The organism is Streptomyces sp. NPDC046821 (assembly GCF_040645335.1).
Classification (GTDB): Bacteria; Actinomycetota; Actinomycetes; order Streptomycetales; family Streptomycetaceae; genus Streptomyces.
Genome location: NZ_JBEYYB010000015.1, coordinates 47,387 through 70,748 on the forward strand (window position 1 = coordinate 47,387; position 23,362 = coordinate 70,748).

Sequence of the window (23,362 nt, forward strand, 5' to 3'; positions counted from 1 at the left end):
CTCCTGGTTCCCGGGGTGGCCGATGGCCGCCCCGCACACCGCCCCTGTGACGCTCTGCATCAGCGTACGCCGACAGCTGCACGGGACTCCGAGGTCAGGTCTGTGCCAGCAGAAGCGGCAGGCCGAGGCGGGTTTCGAGGTCGGCGACGGTGGTCCCGAAGGTCTCCCGCACCACCACTCCGTCCGGGGTGAGGTCGAAGACGGCGAGGTCCGTGTAGACGCGGTCGACGCAGCCGGTTCCGGTCAGCGGGTAGGTGCACTGCGGTACGAGCTTGGGCACGCCGGTCTTGGTGAACAGCGTCATCATGACGAAGACCTGCTTGGCCCCGATCGCCAGGTCCATGGCCCCGCCGACGGCGGGTATGGCGTCCGGCGCGCCCGTGTGCCAGTTGGCGAGGTCACCGCCCGCGGAGACCTGGAAGGCGCCCAGGACGCAGACGTCCAGGTGGCCGCCGCGCATCATGGCGAAGGAGTCGGCGTGGTGAAAGTACGCGGCTCCGGGCAACTCAGTCACGGGGATCTTGCCGGCATTGGTGAGATCGGTGTCGATCTCCTCGCCCTGCGCGGCCGGGCCCATGTTGAGCATTCCGTTCTCGGTGTGGAGCACCACTCCGGAGTCGGCCGGCAGATGGTCGGCGACCAGCGTCGGCTGGCCGATCCCTAGGTTGACGAACGCCCCGTGCGGGATGTCCCTGGCGATGAGGGCGGCGATGTCGTGCTTGCCGAGCGGACGGCGTTCGGCGTCAAGGGTGGCGCCGAGCGGACCGCGCTCGGCGTCCAGGACGGGCCGGTCGGGGGTCATACGGTTGCCTCCAGCACGGTTGCCTCCTGCACGGTTGTCTCCTGAACCACACGGTCCACGTAGATGCTCGGCGTCACCACGGACTCCGGGTCGAGCACTCCGGTGTCGACGACCTCGCGCACCTGCGCGATCACGGTGGTCGCGGCCGTGGCCATGACGGGCCCGAAATTGCGAGCGGTCTTGCGGTAGACGAGGTTGCCCATGCGGTCGGACCGGTGCGCTCCGATCAGCGCGACATCGCCTTTGATCGGGTACTCCAGCACATAGGTACGGCCGTCGATGACGCGGGTCTCCTTGCCTTCGGCCAGCAGCGTCCCGGCCCCGGTGGGGCAGAAGAACGCGCCGATCCCGGCTCCGGCCGCCCGCATCCGCTCGGCGAGGTTGCCCTGCGGGACGACCTCCAGCTCGATCTCGCCGGCCCGGTACAGCCCGTCGAAGACGTAGGAGTCGCTCTGCCGGGGGAAGGAGCAGATCATCTTGCGGACCCGCCCCTTCGCCAGCAGTGCGGCCAGGCCTGTGTCACCGTTGCCCGCATTGTTGGACACCACGGTCAGATCGGTCGCACCCTGGCGGATGAGCGCATCGATCAGCTCCACCGGCATACCGGCCATGCCGAACCCGCCGACCAGCACGGTCGAGCCGTCCTGAATGCCGGCGACAGCCTCGTCGGCGTCAGCACACAGCTTCACGGTCATCCCCTCGTCTCCGTGACGTTCTCAAGGACCACGGCGAGCGCCTGACCGACTCCGATGCAGATCGCGGCCACTCCCCAGCGCTGTCCCGACTCCTTCAGCCGGTGGGCCAGCGTGCCGACGAGCCGGCCGCCGGATGCGCCCAGCGGGTGGCCGAGCGCGATCGCGCCGCCTTTGGTGTTGACGATGGCGGGGTCGATCTTCCAGGCGTCCACGCAGGCCAGTGCCTGTACGGCGAACGCCTCGTTGAGTTCGACCGCGCCGACGTCGGACCAGGTGATGCCCGCGCTCTTCAGGGCCCGGTTCGCCGCTTCCACGGGGGCGAAGCCGAACAGCTGCGGATCCAGCGCGAACACCCCGCGCCCGGCCACCCGCGCCAGCGGATCCACTCCGATACGGGCCGCAGCCTCCCCCGAGCCGAGGAGTACCGCCGACGCGCCGTCGCTCAGCGGCGAGGCGTTGCCCGCCGTGATCCCGCCGTCGGGGCGGAAGGACGGCTTCAAGGCGGCGAGCTTGTCGACCGTGGATCCCGGCCGGATGCCTTCGTCCCGGGTGAGGGTGCCGCCCTTGCGGTCCACCGTGACCGGCACGACGAGGTCGTCGTAGAAGCCGTCCGTCCAGGCGGCGTCGGCGAGGTTGTGGGACCGGGCGGCGAACTCGTCCTGCCGCTCCCGCGAGAGGGAGAACCGGTCGGCGAGCTGCTCATTGGCCTCTCCCAGGGAGACCGTCCACTCCTTCGGCATACGTTCGTTGACGAGCCGCCAGCCGAGTGTGGTGGAGACGGCGGTCATGTCCTTGGCGGGGAAGGCCCGGTCGGGCTTGGGCAGCACCCAGGGAGCCCGGCTCATCGACTCCACACCGCCGGTCAGCACGATGTCCGCGTCGCCGGTCTCGACGGCCCGGGAGCCGATGATCGCCGCGTCCAGCGAGGACCCGCAGAGCCGGTTGACGGTCGTGGCGGGCACGGACGTGGGCAGCCCGGCCAGGAGCACGGCCATCCGGCCCACGTTGCGATTGTCCTCGCCCGCGCCGTTGGCGTTGCCCCAGACCACGTCGCCGATCTCGCCCGGATCGAGCGCCGGCGCCTTGTCCAGGACCCCGCGTACGGCGAGTGCCGCGAGGTCGTCGGGCCTGACGCCGGCAAGGGCACCGGAGAACCGGCCGAACGGCGTCCGTGCTGTCGCGTACACATAACTGTCGGTCACAGTCAGAACGGTAGGCCGCGCACTTCATCACGTCCAAGACTGAGTGCTTACCTATTGATAAGGGTTCTTTATAGGCTGCTTTAGGCTGGACCCATGGAGCTCCGCCAAGTCCGCTACTTCCTCACGCTCGCGGAAGAGTGCCACTTCGGACGTGCGGCAGCCCGTCTGCATGTCGCCCAGCCCGCCCTTTCCCAGCAGATCAAGCAGTTGGAGCGGGAACTGGGCGTGGCCTTGTTCCACCGCTCCACCCGGCGCGTCGAACTGACCGAGGCGGGCCGGCACCTGACCGGCTACGCCCGCACCCTGGTGTCCGAGGCCGAACGCGCGCGGGCTCACATGGCCGAACTCGCCACCGGTCACGCGGGCCGCGTATCCGTCGGCTTCATCGGCACCGCCACCTACGACGTCCTGCCGCGCGTCGCCCGCACCGTGCGCGCCCGGCTGCCCCACATCACCCTGGACCTGCGCGGCGAACTACTCACCCCCCAGCTCATGGACGGCCTGCTCGACGGCACGTACGACCTCGCGGTGCTCCGCTCCGGCCCCCGCACCGAGGGGGTGAACACCACACCGCTGCGCACCGAACCCCTGGTCGCCGTACTGCCGGCCCACCACCCGCTGGCCTCCGAGAGCCGTATCCCGCTGGGCGCACTGGCGGGTGAGCCCTTCGTCATCCATCCCGCCCAGGAGCGGTCCGCCATGCACGACCGTGTCATGGCCGCCTGCGGCAGGGCGGGCTTCCGGCCCGAGTCCCTCGTGGAAGTCGGTGAGACGGCCACCCTCGTCGTCCTGGTGGCGGCGGGGCACGGCGTCGCCCTCGTCCCGGAGTCGGTGCAGAGCCTGCGGCTCGACGGGGTCACGTACGTGGCTCTCGCCGAGGCGGAGACCACCGACCTCTTGCTCGGGCGCCGGGCCGTGGGCAACTCACCGGCTGTGGAGCAGGTGGCTCTCATCATCGAAGCGTGCGTCGATGATGAGGTTGGTATCTGACGACGGAGCACACGTGGACGGCTGCGCGGACAGCTGCGCGGACGGCTGCGGGCACACCCGGGTATACCAACTCGCCCGGGACGCCGGCCAACTCGATGGGACGCTTTCCCGGTCACCGGGAGCTTCGGCGTGTGCGGTGCGGCACGGCCGCCCTACGCTCCTGCCTCTTTCCGCAAGGCGAGAGGACGACGGCATGAAACCGTGCGCAGCAACCGAGATCGGCTCCTGGGACCTCACCGCGGACGTGGTGGTCGCAGGGTACGGAGTGGCGGGAGCAGCGGCCGCCGTGGAGGCCGCCGCAACGGGGGCCGAGGTACTGGTCCTCGAGCGGGCCGGCGGCTGGGGCGGGGCCGCGGCCCTGGCCGGTGGCTTCATCTACCTCGGCGGCGGCACCGCGCTCCAGCGTGCCTGCGGATTCGACGACACCCCCGAGGCGATGTCCGCGTTCCTGATGGCCGCCATGGGCCCGGGCAGCGACAAGGCGAAGATCTCCGCGTACTGCGAGGGCAGCGTCGCGCACTACGACTGGCTCGTCGAGTGCGGTGTGCCCTTCAAGCCTGCCTTCTACGGAGAGCCGGCCTGGGAACCCGCGGCCGACGAGGGCCTGATGTACTCAGGCGGCGAGAACGCCCACCCGTTCGACACCATCGCCAAGGCCGCGCCACGCGGTCACCTCCCGCAGATGGAGGACAAGCGGACCGGTGAGCGCGGCGGCGGATACATGCTCATGAAGCCCCTGGTGGAGACCGCCGAACGGCTCGGCGTCAAGGCCCACTACGACATGCGCATCGAACAGTTGGTGGTCGAGGCGGACGGCAGGGTGTGCGGGGTGGTCGCGCGCCAGTACGGAGAGCGGGTCACCGTCCAGGCCCGGCGCGGGGTGGTGCTGGCCACCGGCAGCTTCACGTACAACGAGGACATGCTGGCGGCTCACGCTCCGCTGCTGCTCGACCGTCCGGGCTCGGCGGTCGAGGAGCACGACGGCATCGCGGTCCGGCTGGCCCAGGGACTGGGCGCGGGGGTCGCGCACATGGACGCGTGCGAGGTCGCGCTGCACATGGACCCGCAGTATCTGATCCGCGGAATGATGGTCAACGGCCGGGGACAGCGGTTCATCAACGAGGACACCTACCCCGGCCGGATCGGGCAGGCCGCGCTCTTCCAGCAGGAGAACCAGACGTTCCTCGTGCTCGACGAGGAGGGGTTCGAGGAGGCCGCCAGGGTCTCCTCCGCGCCGGACTTCCTTCAGCTGCGGCCGACTTGGGTGTGCGAGACGGCGACCGAACTGGCCGCCGAGATGGGGCTTCCGGCCGGTGCCCTGGAGTCGACGCTGGAGGTCTACAACCGCCATGCCGAGGAGGGCCGGGACCCGCTGCTGCACAAGACCGCGCGTTGGCTGCGACCGCTCCGTGGCCCGCTCGGCGCCGTCGACCTGCGGGGCATGACGTCGGGCTTCGCCCTCGGCGGCCTGACCACCAACCCCGATTCCGAGGTGCTGCATGTGAACGGGGACCCGATCCCCGGCCTGTACGCGGCGGGCCGCGCCACGGCGGGCATCGCGTCCTGGGGGTACGCGAGCGGCGCGTCACTCGGGGACGGCAGCTTCTTCGGGCGCAGGGCGGGACGGAGCGCGGCGTTGAACGTGTAGTGCGGGGCTGAACGTACAGCGCTGACTCGGGCGGGCCGCCGGACGCGGCCCGCCCGCGGTTCCTCGCGACCCGCACGAACACTCTGTTTGGCGCGGATGGCGGTCTCAGCCAAGGCTGGGCACGCTGCCTTGGCGCAAGGTGCCATGGGCTCGGGCGGCACGGCTCCCTAATGTTGCCGATGTCACACCCGATGGGCTTGAGGGAGCGAGTAGGCGGCTCATGCCGCCGAGGCAGCCAGCGATGCCTCCCGAGCTCAGCAATATGGCCACCCCTGGGCATTCGGACCCAAGGCTGCGCGCGTGTCTTGGTTGTCGTGCTGGCCCGACAGAGGAACCGAGGATCCGTGATGAAGGACAATCCCACGGCGGCTCATGCCGAGCCGTCGGACAGAGCCGCTCTGGCACTCGAACGTCATGGCATCGCCTATGTCGAACCGAGTCGCCGATACGGCCGCCCCCGCAACCAGTTCACCGTGCGGTTCGCCCCCGTGATCTACCTGGCGGGCATCTTCGTCGGCTCCAGCGGCGGCGTGCTCGGGCTCGGCTTCTGGGGCAGCGTCACCGCCATCGTGTTGGGCAACCTCCTGGGCTCGGTCGGCACCGGTCTGTGCGCTGCGATGGGCCCTCGCCTGGGTATGCCACAACTTCCCATGGGACGTGCGGCGTTCGGCCATATCGGCAACTACCTTCCGGCGCTGCTGTCCCTCCTGGTGTTCGTCGGGTACTACACCGTCGGGACCGTGCTGGGCGCGCAGTCTCTGGCCGACCTGTTCAAGACGCCGTACGGGCCGACGGTCGTCGTCGTCGCGGCGCTGAACATCGTGATCGGCGTCTACGGCTACCGCGTCCTGCACATTCTCGGCGACTGGATCACGAAGCTCAGCTTCGTTCTGCTGTCGGTCGTCTCGATCGTGCTGATCGCGCACGGCGGTGGCCCGGGCATGGCGCCGAGCACTTCGGGCAGCGACTACTGGTTGGCGTGGCTCGTGATGTTCACCGTCGTGTTCGGCTACACCGCGAGCTGGGCACCGTACGCGTCGGACTACTCGCGCTACCTGCCCGAGGACACCAAGCCGTCGTCGGTCGTCAAGGCGGCGACCGCCGGACTGTTCGCGTCGACGACCTGGATGATGGTCCTTGGCGCCGGACTCATCACGCTCGCACCGGACGGGGACGTGCTCGGCGCCCTCCAGGTCGCCCTGCCCGACTGGCTTCGCTACGTGGTGCTGCTGACGCTCGGCATCTCGGCGATCCCGCACAACGCGGTGAACCTCTACAGCGGTGCGATGGCGACGTTGACCTGCGACCTGCGGCTCCCGCAGTGGGTGACGGTGACGATCGCCGGACTCTTCGGGCTCTTCCTCGCCCTGGTCTTCGGTGGTGACGCGTTCCAGGCGAACTTCCGCCTGTTCCTGCACGTCGTGTCGTACTACATCACGCCGTGGCTGGCGGTCTTGCTGATCGACTACTTCGTCGTCCACCGGTCGGGTCGTGGCTACCCCGACATCCGCAACTTCTATGAGCGTGACGGCGTGTTCGGGCGCTATGGAATCCCTGGACTCACCGCGCTGGTGGTCGGCACCGCCATATCGATTCCGTTCATGGGCACCGAGTTCTACACGGGCCCGATCGCCAAGGCGCTGCACGGGGCGGACTTCAGCTACTTCGTCTCGGCCGTCGTCGCCGCGGTGATCTACGCCGTGTGGCGTCCTCGGGTCGCCCCGCCGGCCACGGTCGAAGTACGCCGCGTGGAGGTCGACGACCGCGCCTGAGTGCGCCACCCCCGATAGTCGACGACGAGTGTCCTGCCCGGCTCCGGCCGGGCAGGACACTCGCTGCTGCTCAGTCCTCGCGGTGGATCCGCCCGCCGAGTGTGGCGAGCCTCCGGCCACTCCCGCCCCAGCGTCCGGCGATGATCTCGGCAGCGATACTGATCGCGGTCTCCTCCGGCGTCCGCGCGCCGAGGTCGAGACCGAGGGGGCTCGACAGCCGCTCGATCTCCTTGGGAGTCAGGCCGGCTTCCTCCAGACGACGGAGGCGATCCTCATGGGTACGCCGTGAACCCATCGCCCCGATGTAGGCGAACTCCGGCAGCCTCAGCGCGACTTCGAGCAGCGGGATGTCGAACTTGGGGTCGTGCGTCAGCACGCACATCACGGTCCGGCCGTCGATCTCCCCAGCGTCCGCCTGCGCCTGGAGATAGCGGTGCGGCCAGTCGACGACCACCTCGTCGGCGTCGGGGAATCGGGCCTGCGTCGCGAACACGGGCCGGGCGTCGCAGACCGTCACCCGGTAGCCGAGAAAGGTTCCCACCCGGGCGACCGCAGCGGCGAAGTCGATCGCGCCGAACACCAACATGCGCGGGCGCGGGGCGAAGCTGCGGACGAACACCCGCATCCCCTCTCCACGACGCTCACCCTCAGGACCGTAGCCGAGCGTCTCACTGGAGCCGGCCGCGAGCAGGCCCAGCGCGTCGTCGGCAACTGCGCGGTCCATACGGTCGTTGCCGAGGCTGCCGGTGACCGCTGCGCCCGGCCGCACCAGCATCCGTCGGCCTAGGACGGCGGGATCGGGGTGGGCGACCACGGTCGCCACGGCCACGGGACGCCCCGCCTCGACCTCGCCCACCAGGTCCTCGAACTCCGGGAAGGTCGCCCGGTCGACCTGCTCCACGTACACGTCGAGGATCCCGCCGCAGGTCAGCCCGACGGCGAAAGCGTCGTCGTCCGTCACGCCGTAGCGCTCCAACACCGGTACGCCATCCCGGAGAACCTGCCGGCCCAGCTCGACGACCGCGCCCTCGACGCACCCGCCCGAGACCGAGCCCACCACGCTCCCATCGGGGCCGACCAGCATCGACGCCCCCGGCGGGCGGGGCGCCGACCTGAAGGTCGCGACGACGGTCCCCATGGCAACCGACTCACCGGCACGCCACCAGGCAAGCAGCTCACCGAGGACTTCACTCATGCACGACGCCCCTTGCGTCACAAAAGACCGCAAGACCGGCACCCAGGCAGGATGGGCCCTTCAGGTCCTCCTGGTAGTCGACATCACGGCGCAGGCCGGACCGCGCCGGGACGTGAACCTGCCGGGCATTCGAGGCGCGGTGATGGCTCAGTGAGTCGGGACCGGAGGACTGGAGCAGTGGCGTTCCGGCACATGCGGTGATCGGAACCACGACCCACCACCGTGGTTGCTCGGTCATGAGCCGCTCACACCGTGGATGGCCAGACCGGAGCGGACCTTGTACCGCTTGTTGATGGAGATGAGTACGGCGGTCAGCGGCTCGAGCTGCCGTGCAAGCCGCAGTGCTCCGGCGTCGATGCCCGGCTTGCCGGTGATGGTCGCCGCGAGCTCCATGACCGTCTGCTTGGCCTCCTGGTCGTCGCCGCAGACCAGTACATCCTCGTGGTCGAGCAGGTCGGCGTCCCCGTTCAGCGATACGGCCGAGAGGTGGTGGAAGGCGCCGACCACCGCGCTGTCGGGCAGCAGGGCCTGCGCTGTCTCGGCGGCGGACGTGCCACCCAGCTCGAGACCGTGGGGGCCGTGCCGGTCGAAGCCGATCGGGTTGACGCAGCTGATGACGACCTTGTCCGCGAGCTCGGCGGCCAGGGACGCGACCAGGACGTCGTGACCGGTGAACGGGACGGCAAGGAGGGCGACTTGGGCCTTCGTCGTGGCCTCCGCGTTCACCGCCCCGGTCACCGTCCCGCCACGCCCACCCAGGCGGGCGGCGAGCTCGTCAGCGGCCTGGGCGGCCCGCCCTCCGTCGCGCGACCCGAGAATGACGTCGTGCCCGCCGCGGGCGAAGCGATAGGCGAGGCCCTTCCCCTGCGGGCCGGTGCCTCCGACGACCGCGACAGTGCTCATCGTGCTACCTCCGGTGTCCCGACGACATGGCCCGCGCGACAGGTGTCCAGCCGTCACCGGCCCTGTGGAGCCTATGAGTTGGGCGACTCGCGGAGAATGGCAATTATTACGAACATCCGGGGCATCTTTTGGCTCCTGCCCCTAAACTGCGCGCATGACCGGGAGCGCGCCGTCGGGCGATTTCGGACAAGGCCTCACCGTTCGTGAGCTGTTGAGCCACGAGGTGATGAAGGGCGCCGAGCTGGTCGCCGGCCATGAGGGCCTCGACCGCGGCATCTGCGCGCTGAACGTCATGACGGTGCCGGACATCGGGCCGTGGGTGAAGCCCGATGAGTTCCTGCTGGCCACCGGGTACCCCCTGCCCCGCGACGACGTCGGCCAGGCGGAGCTGCTGCGCGGCCTGCGCCGGCTCGGGCTCGCCGGTATCGGGGTCAAGATCGACCGGTACCTGCCCGACCTCAGTACGACGGCCGTCGCCACCGCCGAGGAACTCGGGTTGCCGTTGGTCGTGATCCCGGAACGCATCAGGTTCGACGACGTCCTCAGTCACGCATTCTCGACCATCGTGAACCGGCAGGCCGCAGCGCTGGAGCGCGCGCACGAACTCCACCAGTCGTTCCTCTCGGTGACGCTCTCCGGTGGCGGTCTCGAGCAGCTCGCTCGCAAACTCTCCCATCTGCTGGGTGACGCGGGGGTGTTCATCAGCGACCAGAACGGCGTCGTCCGTGCCCAGGTCGGTGACGTCTCCCGAGCCGACGAGCTGGACCTGGTCCGCGACGGCCGCCTGAACATCGAGCGGCTGCGCGTCGTTCCGGCCGGCCGGAACGAGTGCGACGAGCAGGGTCGGCTGATCCGGCCGATCCGTGCCGGCTCCCTCCAGCACGGCTTCGTCGTCGCCATCGAGACCAGCCGTTCCTTCGGCGAGTTCGACCGGGTGGCCGTCGACCAGGCCGCCGTCATCGCCGCGCTCGAATTCACCCGCGACCTGGCCGTGAGCGCGATAGAGCGGCAGTTCTCCTCCAACGCTCTCTACGAGTTGATGACGGGCGCCGAGTCCGAGATCGCGGACTCGGCCGCGCGTGGCTTCGGGTTCGGCTGGGATCTCGATCGTGAGGTCGTCGTCCTGGTCAGCCGCAGGGAGGGCGACGACGACCACGGCAACGCCGCACAGGAACGGCTCGCGAACGAGCGTGCCCTGGAGTTCTGGATCTCGGCCGTGCACGGCAAGGACCGTAAGGCGGCGGCCGCAGGCCTCGGCGCCGAACTCGTGGCTGTCGTCGGCGCCGAGCACGGAACTCCCAAGGCCGTGCGCTCAGTTCAGGCCGACGTGGCCCAGTTCGTCCAGGGCGAGTACGCGATCGGCGTGAGCCGTGTGCACCGCGGGCCGCTGGGCATTCCGGTCGCCTACCAGGAGGCACGCTCCGCCCTCCGAGTCGGGCGGAAGATCGGCGGCCCGGGCGCTGTGGCCGCGTACGACGATCTGGGGCTGTTCAAGCTGCTCGCCCAGGTCGAGGAGACCGAGTTGCAGACCTTCGTCGACGAGGTCCTGGGACCGCTGACCAAGCTTCCCGAGCAGGAGCGGAACGAACTCCTCAAGACCCTTGAGACGCTGGTCGAGTTCAACATGAACATGGCCGAGACCGCGCGGCACCTGCACTTCCACTACAACACTCTGCGTTATCGGCTCGTCAAACTGGAGCGCCTTCTCGGCCCCTTCAGCAGCAGCACGGCGACCGCGGTGAAGGTGTTCATCGCCCTCCAGATCCGCCAGATGCCGACGATCACGTCCACGAATCAGAGTTAGCTGGAGCCAAGCCGGGTGGGAGCCGCTGCGGCAGCCGGCCGTGGCCCCCACCCGACGATCTGGGTCGCGTCCCTTACGGACGCAGCTTCTCGCTCCAGCGCGCGAACATGTCGGCGAGCCGCTGACGAGCCACACTCACGACCAGAGTCGTGAGCTTGATCTCGCCTGATACCAAAGGCTGGTTGGCGACCGGCGTCGTGCTCGCCGGCGCGGGTCCGTGCTGCTGGGAAACAGCGGTGGCAGCGTGGGCCTCTCCCACCTCGGCCATCCCGTTCGCGATGCGGTCCGCGAGACGACGGGAGAAGTCGGTGAACATCGAGTTGGAGACATCCTGGACGCCGCGTCCGAGCGCGGCGATCCGCCCGGTCAGCTGCAGATCGGTCACCGACTCCAACTGGCTCGTTCCGTCACCGGCGTTCGCGACGCCCACACGCACATCGGCCCGGACCGATCCCCCACCGCGGCGGTCGCGACCCGACGCCGCGAACTCCAGCTCGCGGGCCTCGGCATCGCGCCGGAGCACGTCCACCTCACCGTTGTAGTTCATCTTCAGCGGTCCGATGGCGATGTGGAGAACACCGCCGTACCGGTCGTTCTCGAGCTCGTCGGTGAGTTCCGCGCCCGGCAGGCAGGCGACGACCGCCCGGGTGTCCTGGAGGAACTGCCAGACCTCCGCCGGGCTGGCCTGCACCGTCGTGGTGTGGTGGAGTTTCATCGGCCCAACGCCTCCTCAGCGTTCGAAGTCGATTCCTCGGCCTGCTTGTCGTCAAGGAGGGCGAGGACGCGCTCGGGAGTGATCGGAAGGGTGGTCGGGCGGCGACCGATGGCGTTCTCGATCGCGCTGGCGATGGCCGCGGCAGGGGGTCCGATGGGCGGCTCGCCGATGCCACGGGCGTTGAACGGCCCACGGCCCTCGCCGCTCTCGACGAGGTCGACCTGCACGTCCGGCACGTCCATCGAGCCCGGGATCAGGTAGTTGGCGAACAGGTTCGAGAGCGGGTTGCCGTCGACGAGCACACATTCCTCGGTGAGCGCGTAGCCGATGCCCTGCATCGCACCTCCTTGGATCTGCCCCGTCGCACGCACCGGGTTGATGGCGCGTCCGACGTCGTGGCAGGCGGCGTACTTCGTGAGGCGTACGACGCCGGTCTCCAGGTCGACCTCCACCTCGGCAGCGTGGGTGCCGAAGGTGTAGTCGGGGAAGGTTCCGCCCTGGCCGACCTCGGGATCGAACCGGCCTGAGGGTGCCCGCCAGGTGGAGAGGACGGAGGTGTCGACCGCTGCGTCCTGAGCGGCGCGGGCCACGTCGGCCAGGGTGACTTCGCCCGTGCGTGTGGCCGTGGCGACCTTGCCGTCCTTCCAGATCAAATCGTCCGGTTCCGCGCTGAGCAACGTGGCTGCCACCGGCGCGAGTTGGTCACGCAGCGCGTTGCTCGCTCTCACGATGGCGTTGCCCGACATGTAGAGCTGGCGGGTGGCGAAGGTGCCGCCGGCCGGTGGGTTGAGCGCGGTGTCGCCGATGTAGACGCTGATGGCTTCGAGCGGCACGCCCAGTACCTCGGCCGCGAGCTGGCACAGGCTCGCGGCCTGGCCTGCCCCGAGGTCGGTGACACCGCTGCGGATCAGCAGTGTGCCGTCCGCCTGGAGGGTCACCCACGCCGAGGCGTGGTCGCGGAACCAGATGGTGCGGCCGTAGGGCTGCATACTGTTGCCGAAGCCCTGGCCAACCACCTTGCCGGGCCCGGAGGATGGGCTCGGCGGCCCGAGCCGGGCGAGCGCCTTCTCACGGGTCTCGGTCACCGCCACCGCCGTGGTGATCGGCTCGCCGGAGGTGATCACGTCGCCCTTCTCGACGTAGTTCAGGTCCCGGATCGCCGTGCGGCTCATGCCGACGGCGTCGGCCAGCCGGTCGAGCTGGGACTCGTAGCCGAGGACGACCTGCATCGCGCCGAAGCCGCGGAAGGCGCTCGTCGGCACATTGTTGGTGAACACGGCCCGGGAGCGTGTGCGCAGCGCCGGGACTTTGTAGGGGCCGGTGGACAGTGCCGCTCCGGCGAAGAGGATGCGTGCGCTCAGGCAGGGGTAGGCGCCGGCGTCGCCGACGATGTCGGCCTCCATCGCCAGGATGCGGCCCTCCCGAGTGGCCGCCGTGCGGTAGTGCATCGTGAACGGGTGCCGCTTCGTGCTCGCGATCAGTGACTCTTGGCGCGTCCAGACCATGCGCACCGGCTTCCGCGTCTTCCAGACCAGAAGGCCGAGGTAGGGCTCGACGGTCATGTCCTCCTTGCCGCCGAACCCGCCGCCCATGTACGACGCGATGACGCGCACCTTGTGGTGCGGCAGCCCGATGATGTCGGCGATCTCAGTGGCGTGCTCGATGACCTGCGTGGACACCCGGAGCGTGACGACGTCGTTCTCGACCCACCCGACGCCCGCCTCGGTCTCGAGGTACGCGTGCTCGACGCGCTGGGTCTGGTAGGTGTCCTCGACGACCACGTCGGCCTCGGCGAAGGCCGCGTCGACGTCGCCGCGCTCCAGACGCCAGTTGACCAGGACGTTGCCCGCGTCGTGCACCAGCGGTGCGTCGTCGCGCAGCGCGTCGTGGGGCGAGAACACGCCGGGGAGCGGCTCGTACTCGATGTGGACGAGGTCGGCCGCCTCGTCCACCGTCTCCTGGTCGACCGCGGCGATGACCACGACCGGCTCGCCGACGTAGCGCACGCGGTCCTTCGCCAGTACCGGCTGGGCGATGATGAGTTCACCGAGGCCGCCGCTGGCGTGCTCGACGATCTCGTTGTGCGGGACGTCGTCGGCGGTGAGCACCGCGACGACGCCGTCGAGCTTGCGCGCCGCGCTGACGTCGATCGATGTGATCCGGGCCGAGGCCATCTCGGACCGCACGATCTTCCCGTGGAGCACCCCCGGGAGCTTCCAGTCGGCCGCGTAGTGCAGTGTGCCGCGCACCTTGTCGACGAAGTCGTGGTGGCCCGGCGAAGTGCCGACAACGTTGAAGGAAGGCGCAGTCTTCTGCCCGTGGGTGGAGGTCTTGCGCCCGGTCGTCTCGGTCATTCCCGCTCCCCCGCGTCGCCGCAGTGTTCGCCGTGCATCCATGCCTCGACCGAGTCGACGATCGCTGTGTAACCGGTGCAGCGGCACAGGTTGCCCACCAGCTCGTAGCGGATGTCTTCGCGGGAGGCGTCGGGTGTGCGTTCCTTCAGCGCGGCCGCGGTCAGCATCATCCCGGGCGTGCAGAAGCCGCATTGGGCGCCGCCGCGCTCCAGGAAGCACTTCTGGAGGGGGTGGAGTTCGCCTGCGGGGTCCGCCAGCCCGTGCAGGGTCGTGACCTCGTGTCCTTCGGCCTGGACCGCGTACATCAGGCAGGCGCTGGTGGGCTCGCCGTCGATGAGCACCGTGCAGGTGCCGCAGACCCCTTCGTTGCAGCCGTAGCGCACGTCGGGCAGGCCGATGTCGTCGTGCAGGGCGTTGAGCAGGGTGCGGTCGGTGCGTATCCAGAGGTCGTGTTCCTCGCCGTTGACGAGAAGCCGGACCTGTGTGCGCATCATGCGCCAACTCCCTTGTCCTGGGGCGCGAGCGCCGTGGTGAGGGTCCGTCGGACGAGGACGCGCACGAGCCGGCGGCGGTAGTCCGCACCGGCGTGGACGTCGCCCTCGGGGTTCACGCTGTCGGCGACGGCTCCGGCCGCGCTGTCGAGCGCTGCCTCGTCGCGTGCGTCGACGCCGCCGACGAGGTCATCGGCGACCTGGAGCGGCCGGTCGGCGACGCCGCCCAGCACGACGGTCGGCTGGCCAGCCCTGGTCTGCACCGCTACGGCGACGGTCGCGAAGTCGGAGAACCGCTGCGTCACCTCGTCGAACGCCCACGGCTCGCCCGCGGAGCTCGGGAGGCGGATCTCGGTGACCACCTCGTCGTCCTCGGCGGCCGTCGTCAGGTAGGTGCGGAAGAACTCCGTGACCGGGACGTCGCGCACGCCTCGCGGGCTCTGCATCCGTACGGCGCCGCCGAGCGCGAGCACGCTGCACGGGATCTCGCCGGTCGGGTCGGCGTGGGCCACGCTGCCTCCGATCGTGCCTCGGTTGCGGACCCGTACGTTGCCTACGAGGTGCACCGCGTGCTGGAGCAGGGATGCGTGCTCCGCGATGACCGGCGAGGTGAGGACCGTGGCGTGACGGGTCAGCGCGGGGATGACCAGAACCGGCGCCTGAGCCGAGCCCTCGATCCGCGGCCCGCCTTGGTCGCCGATGCCGTTGATGTCGATCAGCGCGGCGGGCTGCGTAAGGCGCAGGTTCATCATCGGGACCAGGCTCTGACCGCCAGCGATGATCTTCGCCTCGCCCTGCCAGATCTGCAGCAGTTCTACGGCCTCGTCCCAGGAGTCGGCGCGCTGGTACTCGAAAGAGGTGGGCTGGACACGGTCGCCGTGAGGCTGCCAGAGGCTGGTTTGCGTGGTCACCGGAGAGCTCCGTTCTTGGTGGGCGCGGCAGGCCGGGGGTCGGCGACCGGGTCGCCGGTGAGCTGTCGCAGCACGGAGAGTTCGCCCCAGGTGACCGGCTCGAGGGTGGTGACCTCATCGGACGCGAGCAGTTCGAAACCGGTGGCCGCACGGACCTGAGCGAGCGTCACCCCCGGTTGCAGGTGGCGCACTCTCATGCGTCGGGTCTCCTCGTCGAAGTCCATGCAGGCGAGGTCCGTGACGACCCAGCTCGGTCGCCCGTGCCTGAGACCGGCGGATCGCCTGCTGTCACCGCCGGTCAGGTATCCGGGGCTGGTGACGAAGTCGACCTTCTCCACGAAGCGCCGTCGCTCGTGGTTGGTCACGATGACGGTCTGGTTGCACAGGGAGGCGATGTCATTGCCACCGCCCGGGCCGGGAAGGCGAGTTGACGGCCGGTCGTGGTCGCCGATCACCGAGGTGTTGACGTTGCCGTACATGTCGACCTGGGCGGCGCCCAGAAAGCCGTAGTCGAAGAATCCGCGCTGCGCCAGGAGGAAGATGTCGGTCGCGGAGGTGACCATCTCGGCGCCGACCGCGGCCCGCATCTCGTTGGTCGAGTCGGGCAGTTCGCCCGGCATGAGGTCGATTCCGATCATGCCGCCCTCGAGGACGACGGTCAGGTCGGGTGCCTGACGCCGTCGGGCCAGTGCCGCGGCGACCAGCGGCTGCCCGATCCCGGCGAAGATCACCTTGTGGTCCTCGAGAATCCTGCTCGCCGCGACCGTCATCACTTCGGACGGTGACGGCCGCAGCGGCTGCGCATCGTGCGCGACCTGGTCGTTCGTGGCTGTCATCGCGGCATCATTCCCTTCGCGCCCAGCACGAGGCCGTCGAGTCGCTCCGGCGGCACCGAGCCGACGAAACCGTCGTGGTGCGGGTGCTCGACGAGGCTCGTGACGTACTCGCGTGCGCCTGCCGCGCCTTGTGCGCGGACCCGCTCGGCGTAGTCCCGGAAGGCGTCCTCGTCGGCGAGATAGCGTCCGTAGCACTCATGCGGGTAGGCGCCCATGGGCTGGTGCACCACGGCGTCGACGGCGAACGCCGGGATGACGGTGCGCGCCGGGTCCCGCTGGATGACCTCCGTACCGACGATCTCCTCTGTGGAGATGACGACACGTCGTGCGGCGCGCGCGATGTCGGCGTCCATGAGCTCGTAGCCGTCGATCTGCGCGTTGCCGTGTACGTCGGCGCGCTGGACGTGGATGAGCGCGACATCGGGGTTGAGGCTCGGTACGGCGTTGAGGGATTGCCCTGTGTACGGACAGGTGACCTCTTCGACGTTGCGCCGGTCTCCGATGTCGGAGCCCATCATCGAGTAGGACGGCAGGAACGGGATGCCCATGCCGCCGGCCTTGTAGCGGAGGCCGAGGCCGAGGTGGCTCCACTCCTCGTACTCGACCCGGCCGGTCTCGGCGTACTCCCTGAGCACCTTGGCAAGGCCCCAGCCGTGGCCGATGCCCACCCAGCTGGTGATCAGCCGGTCGGCCATCCCTGTGGCGATGAAGAGTTCCGCCTCGAAGCATGTCAGCGGCCGGGCTAGCGAGAGCCCGCGCCGTCCCTGGCGGAGCACCTCGATGAGCAACGCCATCGGTGTACGGGCGTGGTTGGTGCCCCCTACGGCGATCACGTCGCCGTCGGCCACGTACTCGCCGATGGCAGCCTGCGCCGAAACGACCTTGTCGACCCTGGGACGGGCGCGTCGTTCGAGTTCCTCGCGGGCCCCGACCGTGTCCGGGCCCGCCGCCGACAGCAGGGTCATGACCGCGCTCCTCGGGCCGCGGCCGCGACCAACTGCGCTTTTTCGCCCAGCAGCGGCATTACCTCTGCGGCGAACCGCTCGACCTGCTCCTGCTCGTAGCCGTGCGGGATCAGGCAGATCTCCTGCACCCCGGCGTCAATGTGTTCCTGGAGCTGCTCGGCGCACTGCTCCGGAGTGCCGACGATCGCGCTGTCGGGCGTGGCGTCGCTCCAGGCCGGCGTGTCGAAGTACGACCCCAGCCACGGCCCGGACCGCGCGACGGCGGCCTCCTTGGACTCACCGATGCACAGCGGCAGTTGGGATACGTTGCGCAGCTCGTCGGGGTCGCGTCCGGCCGCCTCGGCGTACTGGCGGATCTTGGCCCAGGACCCCGCGAACGCCTCCGGTGTGTAGAAGTAGGTCAGCCACCCGTCGCCGAGGGTCGCCACCCGGCGCAGCACCCGGTCGACGTAGCCGCCGATGAGCAGACCGGGGCGGGGCTGCGGCTTCGGCAGCATCTTCACCCGGCGGAAGGACAGGTCGTCCCAGTCGCCGGTGACCTCGTCCTCGGTCCACAGCCGCTTGCAGATCTCCAGCGTCCGCTCGAAGATCCGGCCGCGCCCCTTGAACTGCGTGCCCGTCGCGTCGAATTCCCGCTCGTACCACCCGGCGGCGACGCCCAGGCAGAGCCGCCCGTGCGAGAAGTCCTGGATGGTCGCGGCGGTCTTGGCCAGCAGCGCCGGGTCGCGGATCGGCAGCACCAGGATGCCCGTGCCGAGCGTCACGGTGGAGGTGTTCGCGGCGAGCACCGCGAGGGTGGTCAGCGCCTCGAGCTGCGGGAAGGGCTGCTTGCTGCCCAGGAAGAGATGGTCCCAGGCCCACAAGGAGGTGTAACCGAGCTCCTCGGCACGCTTGCTGTACTCGACGAGGTGCTGGAGGTCGGGGGCCTTCTCCGCCGAGGTGAAGTTCTCGATCGCCAGTCCGAACCTGACAGACATGATGTGCTCCCTCGTCTTGGGCTCGTCATGAGCTACGCGTGGTGCGGCTGGGACGCCCGCTCGGGCGACACGCTATGTGCGGGAGATCACCGAGGACATGGCATCGACTGACATAGGGTTGTCGGCTTCCTTGTCACGAGATACGAACGCGAGGCGCGGGCCCAAGTGGGTTACCGGAGGCCATCCCGTTCCTCGCTGCCATCGCCGGACGGACCTGCCCGTCGGGCGTCGGCTCGATGTCCTCACCCGCGTACGAACCTCACGCCCTGACCCGGGCGTAACTGGGCGACGACGGACATCGCCCCTTCCCGGACGACGGCGATCACGGGGTATCCGCCGGTCACCGGGTGGTCGGGGCCGAAGAGTGTCAGCCGCCCACCGGGCGGCGGCTGGAGTGACCCCTCCACCACGCCCTCGCTGGTGAGTTCGGTGAGGATCCGCCGCGGCAGTGCCGGCCCGGCGAGCCGGACGCCGACCCGGTCCGAATCCGGCGTGACCTCGAAGCGGCTGTTGAGCAGGGTCACCAGTGCCTCCGGCTCGAACCAGTCCGCCCTCGGCCCCAGCCGGACCGGCAGCCGGACGTCTTCGGCCGGGTCGGGAGGTGGTGGCGCGACCACGAGGTCGGCGACCGGCAGCCGGCCCTGGGCGGGCCCGAGGCCGAGTGTGGCGCCGGCCCGCAGCCTCTCGGGCCCCAGGCCCGAGAGGCGGTCGGTCGAGCACGACCCGAGGACCGGTGGCACGTGGATGCCCCCGCGGACGGCGACATAGCTGCGGAGGCCGTGCTTCGGCATACCCAGCGCGACGATCTCGCCGGCGGCCACGGAGACGACCTCGTGGGTCCACCGCCGCCGGGCGCCGGCCTTGACCGCCAAAGGGGCACCGGTGACAGCTACGAAGGACGGGGTGTCGCAGGTGAAGACCAGGCCGCCGTTGGTCACTTCGACAACGGGAGCCGACTCGTCGTTGCCGAGGATCCGGTTGGCCAGGATCATCGCCGGGATGTCGGCGGCGCCGGCGCGCCCGACGCCGAGGTGGGCGTAGCCGGTTCGTCCTCGGTCCTGGACGAGTGAGAGCATTCCGGGCTCGACCACCGTGAGCCGGCCGGGGGACCTGGGCTGGGCGAGGCTGCCCCGGCCGGGCGGCGCGGGTTGCGCGAGGCTGTCCGGGCCGGGCTGCGCGAGGCTGCTCACGCCGCGACCTCCCGGAAGACGACCTGATCGCCAGGCATCAGCAGCGACGGCTGCTCGGCGCCGGTGTCCCACATCTGGACGTCGGTGTGTCCAAGGAGCTGCCATCCGCCCGGCGAGCGCCGGGGGTAGACCGCCGAGAACTGTCCGGCCAGCGCGACCGCCCCGGCGGGTACGGTCACCCGCGACTCCGCCCGTCTCGGCACGTGCAGCCGCGGATCCCCGCCGACGAGGTAGGCGAACCCCGGTGCGAAGCCGCAGAAACCCACCCGCCAGGGGGTCGAGGTGTGGGCCGCGACCACCTCGCGTTCCTCCATGCCACAATGCTCAGCAACCCAGGCGAGGTCCTCGCCGTCGTACCGGACGGGCAGCTCGACCACGCGCGGCGACTCCTCGGCGGCGTCGGGCACGTCGATCTCACGCAGCCGTGCCTCGACGTCCGCCATCGCGCCCGCCCGGGGGTCGATCCGGACGAGCAGCGTGTCGAGGGCCGGGACGATGTCGACGACGCCCGTGACCCGCGCCGCCCGCACGGCGGCGGCGTACGCGTGCACCAGGCGGTTGTCCGGCAGTTCGAGCAGAAGCCCCGTGTCACCGCAGGGACGCAGGGTGGGCGTCGTCCGCGTCGCGACTGCCCGCATCAGCCGATACGCACCAGATCGACGTCCGCCGCCTCCAGGGCTTTGCGAGTGGCTCGGGCGATGTCGACGGATCCGGCGGTGTCGCAGTGCACCAGGATCGCCTCGGCACGGATCGGGATCCGGCTGCCGTCGATCGCGGTGATCTCGCCCTCCGTGACCATCTCGACCGCGCGGGCCGACGCTTGGGCCGGGTCGGACAGCATGGCGTCGGGTTCGGTGCGCGGAACGAGCAGTCCCTGCGGGGTGTAGGCGCGGTCGACGAACGCCTCCGCGACCATGTTGAGCCCGGCCGCCTCCCCCAGGCGCCAGGTCTCGGTGCCGACCTGGGCGAGCAGCGGCAGGTCCGCGTTGTACTCACGGGTGGCGTCGACGATGGCCTGCGCGTGCTCGGTCACGGTGGCGGCCGCGTTGTAGAGGGCGCCGTGGGCGCGGATGTAGCTGATCTTGTCGCCGGCCAGACGGGCGAAGACTTCGAGAGCGCCGATCTGGTACAGCAGGTCGTCGGTCAGTTCCTGCCGGCCATACGCGATGAAGCGGCGCCCGAAGCCGTGGAGGTCGCGGTAGCTGACCTGGGCCCCGATGGCTACGTCGTTGGCGACCGACAGCTTGCAGGTGCGGCGCATGATGCCGGGGTCGCCGCCGTGGAAGCCGCAGGCGATGTTGGCGGCCGTGACGACGTCGAGCAGCGCCTCGTCATCGGCCAGCTCCCACCGTCCGTAGCCTTCGCCGATGTCGGTCGTGAGCGCTACCTGAGCCATGGGCGATCTCCCGTTTCGGTCCTGTGATGCGGCCAACTGCACTGCTACGAGGCCGAGTATGAACCGACGGAAGGGTCGAGGAACAGCACGCGTGACTGCGCTCAATCCGGCATCGGAACTGCTGAATGCAGCGTCCGGAAGGCCGACCGCAGCTCCCGCCGGACGAGCCGCAGCGAAGGGAGCCGCTCGGTTCCGCGGCGGGTCAGGGTCAACAGGGTCCGCGCCGCGCCTGTCGGCTGCCACCGCAGGTCGTCTCGTGCGCGGTCTGCGACGATGGCGGGCAACATGCCGGCGGCGAGCCCGCGTTGGATCAGCTCCAGGTGGACCAGAAGGTCGTCACTTTCGTAGCGCACATCCGGCTCGAAGCCCATCCGCCGGCAGGTGAGCTCCGCCCACTCCCGCGACGCGCTCCCCCGTGACTCCATCACCCACGGGATCCGTCCACCCTCGACGCTGAGCGCGCGGCCTTCGAGGAGCGATTCGGCCACGACGGCTGACAGGGGGTCGTGGCCGAGTTCGTGCCGGTGGGTCTCGGCCGGGATCCACGGCTGTACGCCGGGATATTCCTCGGCCACGACGACGTCGAAGTCGCCTGCGAGGAGGGCGGGCACCGAACGCTCCGGCTCTGCTTGGACGAGCTCGACCCGCAGCCCTGCGTGCGAGTCCAGGTTCGCCAGTACCTGGGGCAACAGGAGCAGCGCGGCACTCTGGAAAGAGGCCAGCCGCAGCGTCCCGGCGACCTGGCCGGAGAGGCCGCGCAGGTCGGCTTCGGCCTGCTCCATCTCCGCGAGGAGTCGCCGACCGTGCCCAGCCAGGCGGGCGCCCGCTTCTGTCAGCCGTAGGCCGCGGCCCATCTTGACGACCAGGGTTGTGCCGACCTCGCGCTCAAGCCGACTCACCTGCGCCGAGACCCCCGACGCGCTCAGGTGCAGCGCCTCGCCCACCGCGGCGAGGCTGCCCCGACGCTCCAGCTCCACCAGCAGGCGAACCCGCCGCATGTCCAGCATGTGCCCTCCCGATCTCCGCACCCATCCTGGCCCCCGGCCCAATCGGCATCAAACATGCCGGGTCGAGTCCACAAGCTGGTGCTTAACGTTTGGCTCCGGACTGCCTAACTTCGTTCCCGTGACCAATTCACGTGCGTCCCTGTCATCCCTGCCCGGAGCGGTATCCGGCGCCGTGCCTCCGGTCCCGGACCGGTGGACGCCGAACCGGCATCGCAGCGGCGTCGCATCTCGCCGACCGGCCCCCGATGCGTCTGGGCCTGCCCGGCTGGCGTTCCACCGGCAGCTGCCGTCCTACGCCGTCACACCACTCCATGACCTGCCGTCGGTCGCCGCGGACCTCGGGGTCGCCCGGGTCGCGGTCAAGGACGAGTCGTCGCGGCTCGGCCTGCCCGCCTTCAAGATGCTCGGCGCGTCCTGGGCGGCGTACCGCGCGCTGGCGGCACGTTACGGCGAGCCCGAGGAGCCGACGCTCAAGGCGCTCCGCGCCCGGATCGAGGGCAACGCGCCGGTGACGCTGGTGACCGCCACGGACGGAAACCACGGGCGCGCAGTGGCGCGGATGGCGTCGCTGCTTGCTCTCGACGCCATGGTGCTGATCCCTGACGTCGTCTCGGAGGCGGCGATCCAGGCGGTCCGCGACGAGGGCGCCGACGTGCGAGTGCTCTCCGAGGGCTACGACGACACGGTGCGGGCCGCCGCCCGGCTGTGCGAGGACTCCGCCGACCGCCTCCTGGTGCAGGACACGTCCTGGCCCGGGTACGAGACGGTGCCCCGGTGGATCGTCGATGGGTACGCAACGCTCTTCGAGGAGGCCATGGCGCAACTCGGCAGCGGCCCAGCACTGTTGGTGGTCCCGGCCGGGGTGGGCTCGCTCGCCCACGCGGCGGCACTGCATTGTCAGCGCTACGTCGGCTGGCGCGCGGTCACCGTCGAACCGGAGGCGGCACCTTGCATCGCGGCCAGCCTCGCCGTCGGCCACTCGGTCACCACACCGACGAGCACGACGACAATGGCTGGCCTCAACTGCGGCACCCCTTCGTCGCTGGCGTTCCCTGACTTGCTCGCAACCTTGGACGGCGGGATCTGGGTGACTGACGCCGAGGCGGCGGAGGCCGGCGCGCGCTTGGCCGAGGCGGGCATCGACTCGGGGCCGTGCGGGGCGGCGTCGCTGGCTGCGTTGCAGTACTTGAAGGGGGCGGCGGGCGCGGAGCACTTGCTCACGCCTGGCCGCACGGTCGTGCTGCTCAACACGGAGGCCGCTCCGCGGAAAGGTGTTTTGCCCGAGTGAGGCTGGTTGGTTCGACATTCAGGTGTCTCGCCGGTTCAGGGTGGATCGGCGTGTACAGCCTCGGCTACATGCACGCCGACTCGTCGTTCATCAGGTCCCAGAGGGCCCGGCGGACCGCGCCGGGCAGCCAGTGGGCGAGATGCCACGCCTCCTAATTCCCCGTCGGGGGTAACCAGGCGAGAGCGAGCTCTGACATCCACTCAAACTCCGCTAGCAGCACA

The 23,362-nt window shown here is 69.9% G+C and carries 22 protein-coding genes; 6 read left to right on the top strand and 16 right to left on the bottom strand.

What is annotated here, in order from left to right; translation table 11 throughout:
• Positions 1 to 94: 94 nt before the first annotated feature.
• From ABZ893_RS28855 to ABZ893_RS28865, 3 genes are read right to left on the bottom strand one after another with little or no spacing between them, the layout of a single operon-like run.
• Positions 95 to 802 carry a 3-oxoacid CoA-transferase subunit B gene (locus tag ABZ893_RS28855; protein WP_361409235.1) on the bottom strand — a complete coding sequence of 236 codons (708 nt, stop codon included), beginning with the start codon at positions 800 to 802 and terminating at the stop codon, positions 95 to 97.
• The gene (locus ABZ893_RS28860) at positions 799 to 1,497 is read right to left on the bottom strand and encodes a 3-oxoacid CoA-transferase subunit A (RefSeq protein ID WP_361409239.1); all 699 of its coding nucleotides are present in this window, start codon (positions 1,495 to 1,497) and stop codon (positions 799 to 801) included. Before ABZ893_RS28860 ends, ABZ893_RS28855 begins: the two co-directional genes overlap by 4 nt.
• Positions 1,494 to 2,699 carry a thiolase family protein gene (locus ABZ893_RS28865; protein ID WP_361409242.1) on the bottom strand — a complete coding sequence of 402 codons (1,206 nt, stop codon included), beginning with the start codon at positions 2,697 to 2,699 and terminating at the stop codon, positions 1,494 to 1,496. The genes ABZ893_RS28860 and ABZ893_RS28865 overlap by 4 nt, the downstream gene beginning before the upstream one ends.
• A gap of 93 nt (positions 2,700 to 2,792) precedes the next feature.
• On the opposite strand from ABZ893_RS28865, the gene ABZ893_RS28870 reads away from it, so the two are divergent.
• From ABZ893_RS28870 to ABZ893_RS28880, 3 genes are all read left to right on the top strand, one after another.
• Entirely contained in the window at positions 2,793 to 3,689 is an 897-nt protein-coding gene (locus tag ABZ893_RS28870) for a LysR substrate-binding domain-containing protein (protein ID WP_361409245.1), read from the top strand.
• A 193-nt stretch (positions 3,690 to 3,882) separates the two neighbouring features.
• Positions 3,883 to 5,337: an FAD-dependent oxidoreductase gene (locus ABZ893_RS28875; RefSeq protein ID WP_361409248.1), complete on the top strand. Its 1,455-nt coding sequence runs from the start codon at positions 3,883 to 3,885 to the stop codon at positions 5,335 to 5,337.
• A 347-nt stretch (positions 5,338 to 5,684) separates the two neighbouring features.
• Entirely contained in the window at positions 5,685 to 7,109 is a 1,425-nt protein-coding gene (locus ABZ893_RS28880; RefSeq protein WP_361409251.1) for a cytosine permease, read from the top strand.
• 70 nt (positions 7,110 to 7,179) lie between these two features.
• On the opposite strand, the gene ABZ893_RS28885 is transcribed toward ABZ893_RS28880, so the two are convergent.
• Positions 7,180 to 8,304 carry an XdhC family protein gene (locus ABZ893_RS28885; protein WP_361409254.1) on the bottom strand — a complete coding sequence of 375 codons (1,125 nt, stop codon included), beginning with the start codon at positions 8,302 to 8,304 and terminating at the stop codon, positions 7,180 to 7,182.
• Here ABZ893_RS28885 and ABZ893_RS28890 point away from each other — a divergent pair.
• On the top strand, positions 8,303 to 8,458 hold the full coding sequence (locus ABZ893_RS28890) for a hypothetical protein (protein WP_361409256.1): 156 nt from the start codon (positions 8,303 to 8,305) through the stop codon (positions 8,456 to 8,458). The genes ABZ893_RS28885 and ABZ893_RS28890 overlap by 2 nt on opposite strands.
• Before the next feature lie 80 nt (positions 8,459 to 8,538).
• Here the strand turns inward: ABZ893_RS28890 and npdG are convergent, their stop codons facing one another.
• On the bottom strand, positions 8,539 to 9,207 hold the full coding sequence (gene npdG, locus ABZ893_RS28895; RefSeq protein ID WP_361409259.1) for an NADPH-dependent F420 reductase: 669 nt from the start codon (positions 9,205 to 9,207) through the stop codon (positions 8,539 to 8,541).
• 154 nt (positions 9,208 to 9,361) lie between these two features.
• Here npdG and ABZ893_RS28900 point away from each other — a divergent pair, with 154 nt between their 5' ends.
• Positions 9,362 to 11,011: a PucR family transcriptional regulator ligand-binding domain-containing protein gene (locus ABZ893_RS28900; RefSeq protein ID WP_361409262.1), complete on the top strand. Its 1,650-nt coding sequence runs from the start codon at positions 9,362 to 9,364 to the stop codon at positions 11,009 to 11,011.
• A gap of 73 nt (positions 11,012 to 11,084) precedes the next feature.
• Here ABZ893_RS28900 and ABZ893_RS28905 read toward each other — a convergent pair whose 3' ends face one another.
• The 11 genes from ABZ893_RS28905 to ABZ893_RS28955 form a co-directional block, all read right to left on the bottom strand.
• Positions 11,085 to 11,726 carry an SRPBCC family protein gene (locus ABZ893_RS28905; RefSeq protein ID WP_361409265.1) on the bottom strand — a complete coding sequence of 214 codons (642 nt, stop codon included), beginning with the start codon at positions 11,724 to 11,726 and terminating at the stop codon, positions 11,085 to 11,087.
• Positions 11,723 to 14,080: a xanthine dehydrogenase family protein molybdopterin-binding subunit gene (locus ABZ893_RS28910; RefSeq protein WP_361409268.1), complete on the bottom strand. Its 2,358-nt coding sequence runs from the start codon at positions 14,078 to 14,080 to the stop codon at positions 11,723 to 11,725. Before ABZ893_RS28910 ends, ABZ893_RS28905 begins: the two co-directional genes overlap by 4 nt.
• Positions 14,077 to 14,574, bottom strand: coding sequence for a (2Fe-2S)-binding protein (locus ABZ893_RS28915; RefSeq protein ID WP_361409271.1), 498 nt, complete (start codon positions 14,572 to 14,574; stop codon positions 14,077 to 14,079). Before ABZ893_RS28915 ends, ABZ893_RS28910 begins: the two co-directional genes overlap by 4 nt.
• The gene (locus ABZ893_RS28920; RefSeq protein WP_361409274.1) at positions 14,571 to 15,482 is read right to left on the bottom strand and encodes an FAD binding domain-containing protein; all 912 of its coding nucleotides are present in this window, start codon (positions 15,480 to 15,482) and stop codon (positions 14,571 to 14,573) included. The genes ABZ893_RS28915 and ABZ893_RS28920 overlap by 4 nt, the downstream gene beginning before the upstream one ends.
• Entirely contained in the window at positions 15,479 to 16,318 is an 840-nt protein-coding gene (locus ABZ893_RS28925) for a CoA-transferase (protein WP_361409277.1), read from the bottom strand. The genes ABZ893_RS28920 and ABZ893_RS28925 overlap by 4 nt, the downstream gene beginning before the upstream one ends.
• On the bottom strand, positions 16,315 to 17,283 hold the full coding sequence (locus ABZ893_RS28930; RefSeq protein ID WP_361409280.1) for a CoA-transferase: 969 nt from the start codon (positions 17,281 to 17,283) through the stop codon (positions 16,315 to 16,317). Before ABZ893_RS28930 ends, ABZ893_RS28925 begins: the two co-directional genes overlap by 4 nt.
• Entirely contained in the window at positions 17,280 to 18,260 is a 981-nt protein-coding gene (locus ABZ893_RS28935) for an LLM class flavin-dependent oxidoreductase (RefSeq protein ID WP_361409283.1), read from the bottom strand. The genes ABZ893_RS28930 and ABZ893_RS28935 overlap by 4 nt, the downstream gene beginning before the upstream one ends.
• A 242-nt stretch (positions 18,261 to 18,502) precedes the next feature.
• Positions 18,503 to 19,450 (bottom strand): biotin-dependent carboxyltransferase family protein, encoded by a 948-nt coding sequence (locus tag ABZ893_RS28940; RefSeq protein ID WP_361409285.1) that lies wholly within the window; start codon positions 19,448 to 19,450, stop codon positions 18,503 to 18,505.
• Positions 19,447 to 20,088 carry an allophanate hydrolase subunit 1 gene (locus ABZ893_RS28945; protein ID WP_361409288.1) on the bottom strand — a complete coding sequence of 214 codons (642 nt, stop codon included), beginning with the start codon at positions 20,086 to 20,088 and terminating at the stop codon, positions 19,447 to 19,449. Before ABZ893_RS28945 ends, ABZ893_RS28940 begins: the two co-directional genes overlap by 4 nt.
• Positions 20,088 to 20,846 (bottom strand): 5-oxoprolinase subunit PxpA, encoded by a 759-nt coding sequence (locus tag ABZ893_RS28950; protein WP_361409291.1) that lies wholly within the window; start codon positions 20,844 to 20,846, stop codon positions 20,088 to 20,090. The genes ABZ893_RS28945 and ABZ893_RS28950 overlap by 1 nt, the downstream gene beginning before the upstream one ends.
• A 101-nt stretch (positions 20,847 to 20,947) precedes the next feature.
• Positions 20,948 to 21,853, bottom strand: coding sequence for a LysR family transcriptional regulator (locus ABZ893_RS28955; RefSeq protein ID WP_361409294.1), 906 nt, complete (start codon positions 21,851 to 21,853; stop codon positions 20,948 to 20,950).
• 118 nt (positions 21,854 to 21,971) lie between these two features.
• Here ABZ893_RS28955 and ABZ893_RS28960 point away from each other — a divergent pair, with 118 nt between their 5' ends.
• Positions 21,972 to 23,141 (top strand): pyridoxal-phosphate dependent enzyme, encoded by a 1,170-nt coding sequence (locus tag ABZ893_RS28960; RefSeq protein WP_361409297.1) that lies wholly within the window; start codon positions 21,972 to 21,974, stop codon positions 23,139 to 23,141.
• Positions 23,142 to 23,362: the final 221 nt, after the last annotated feature.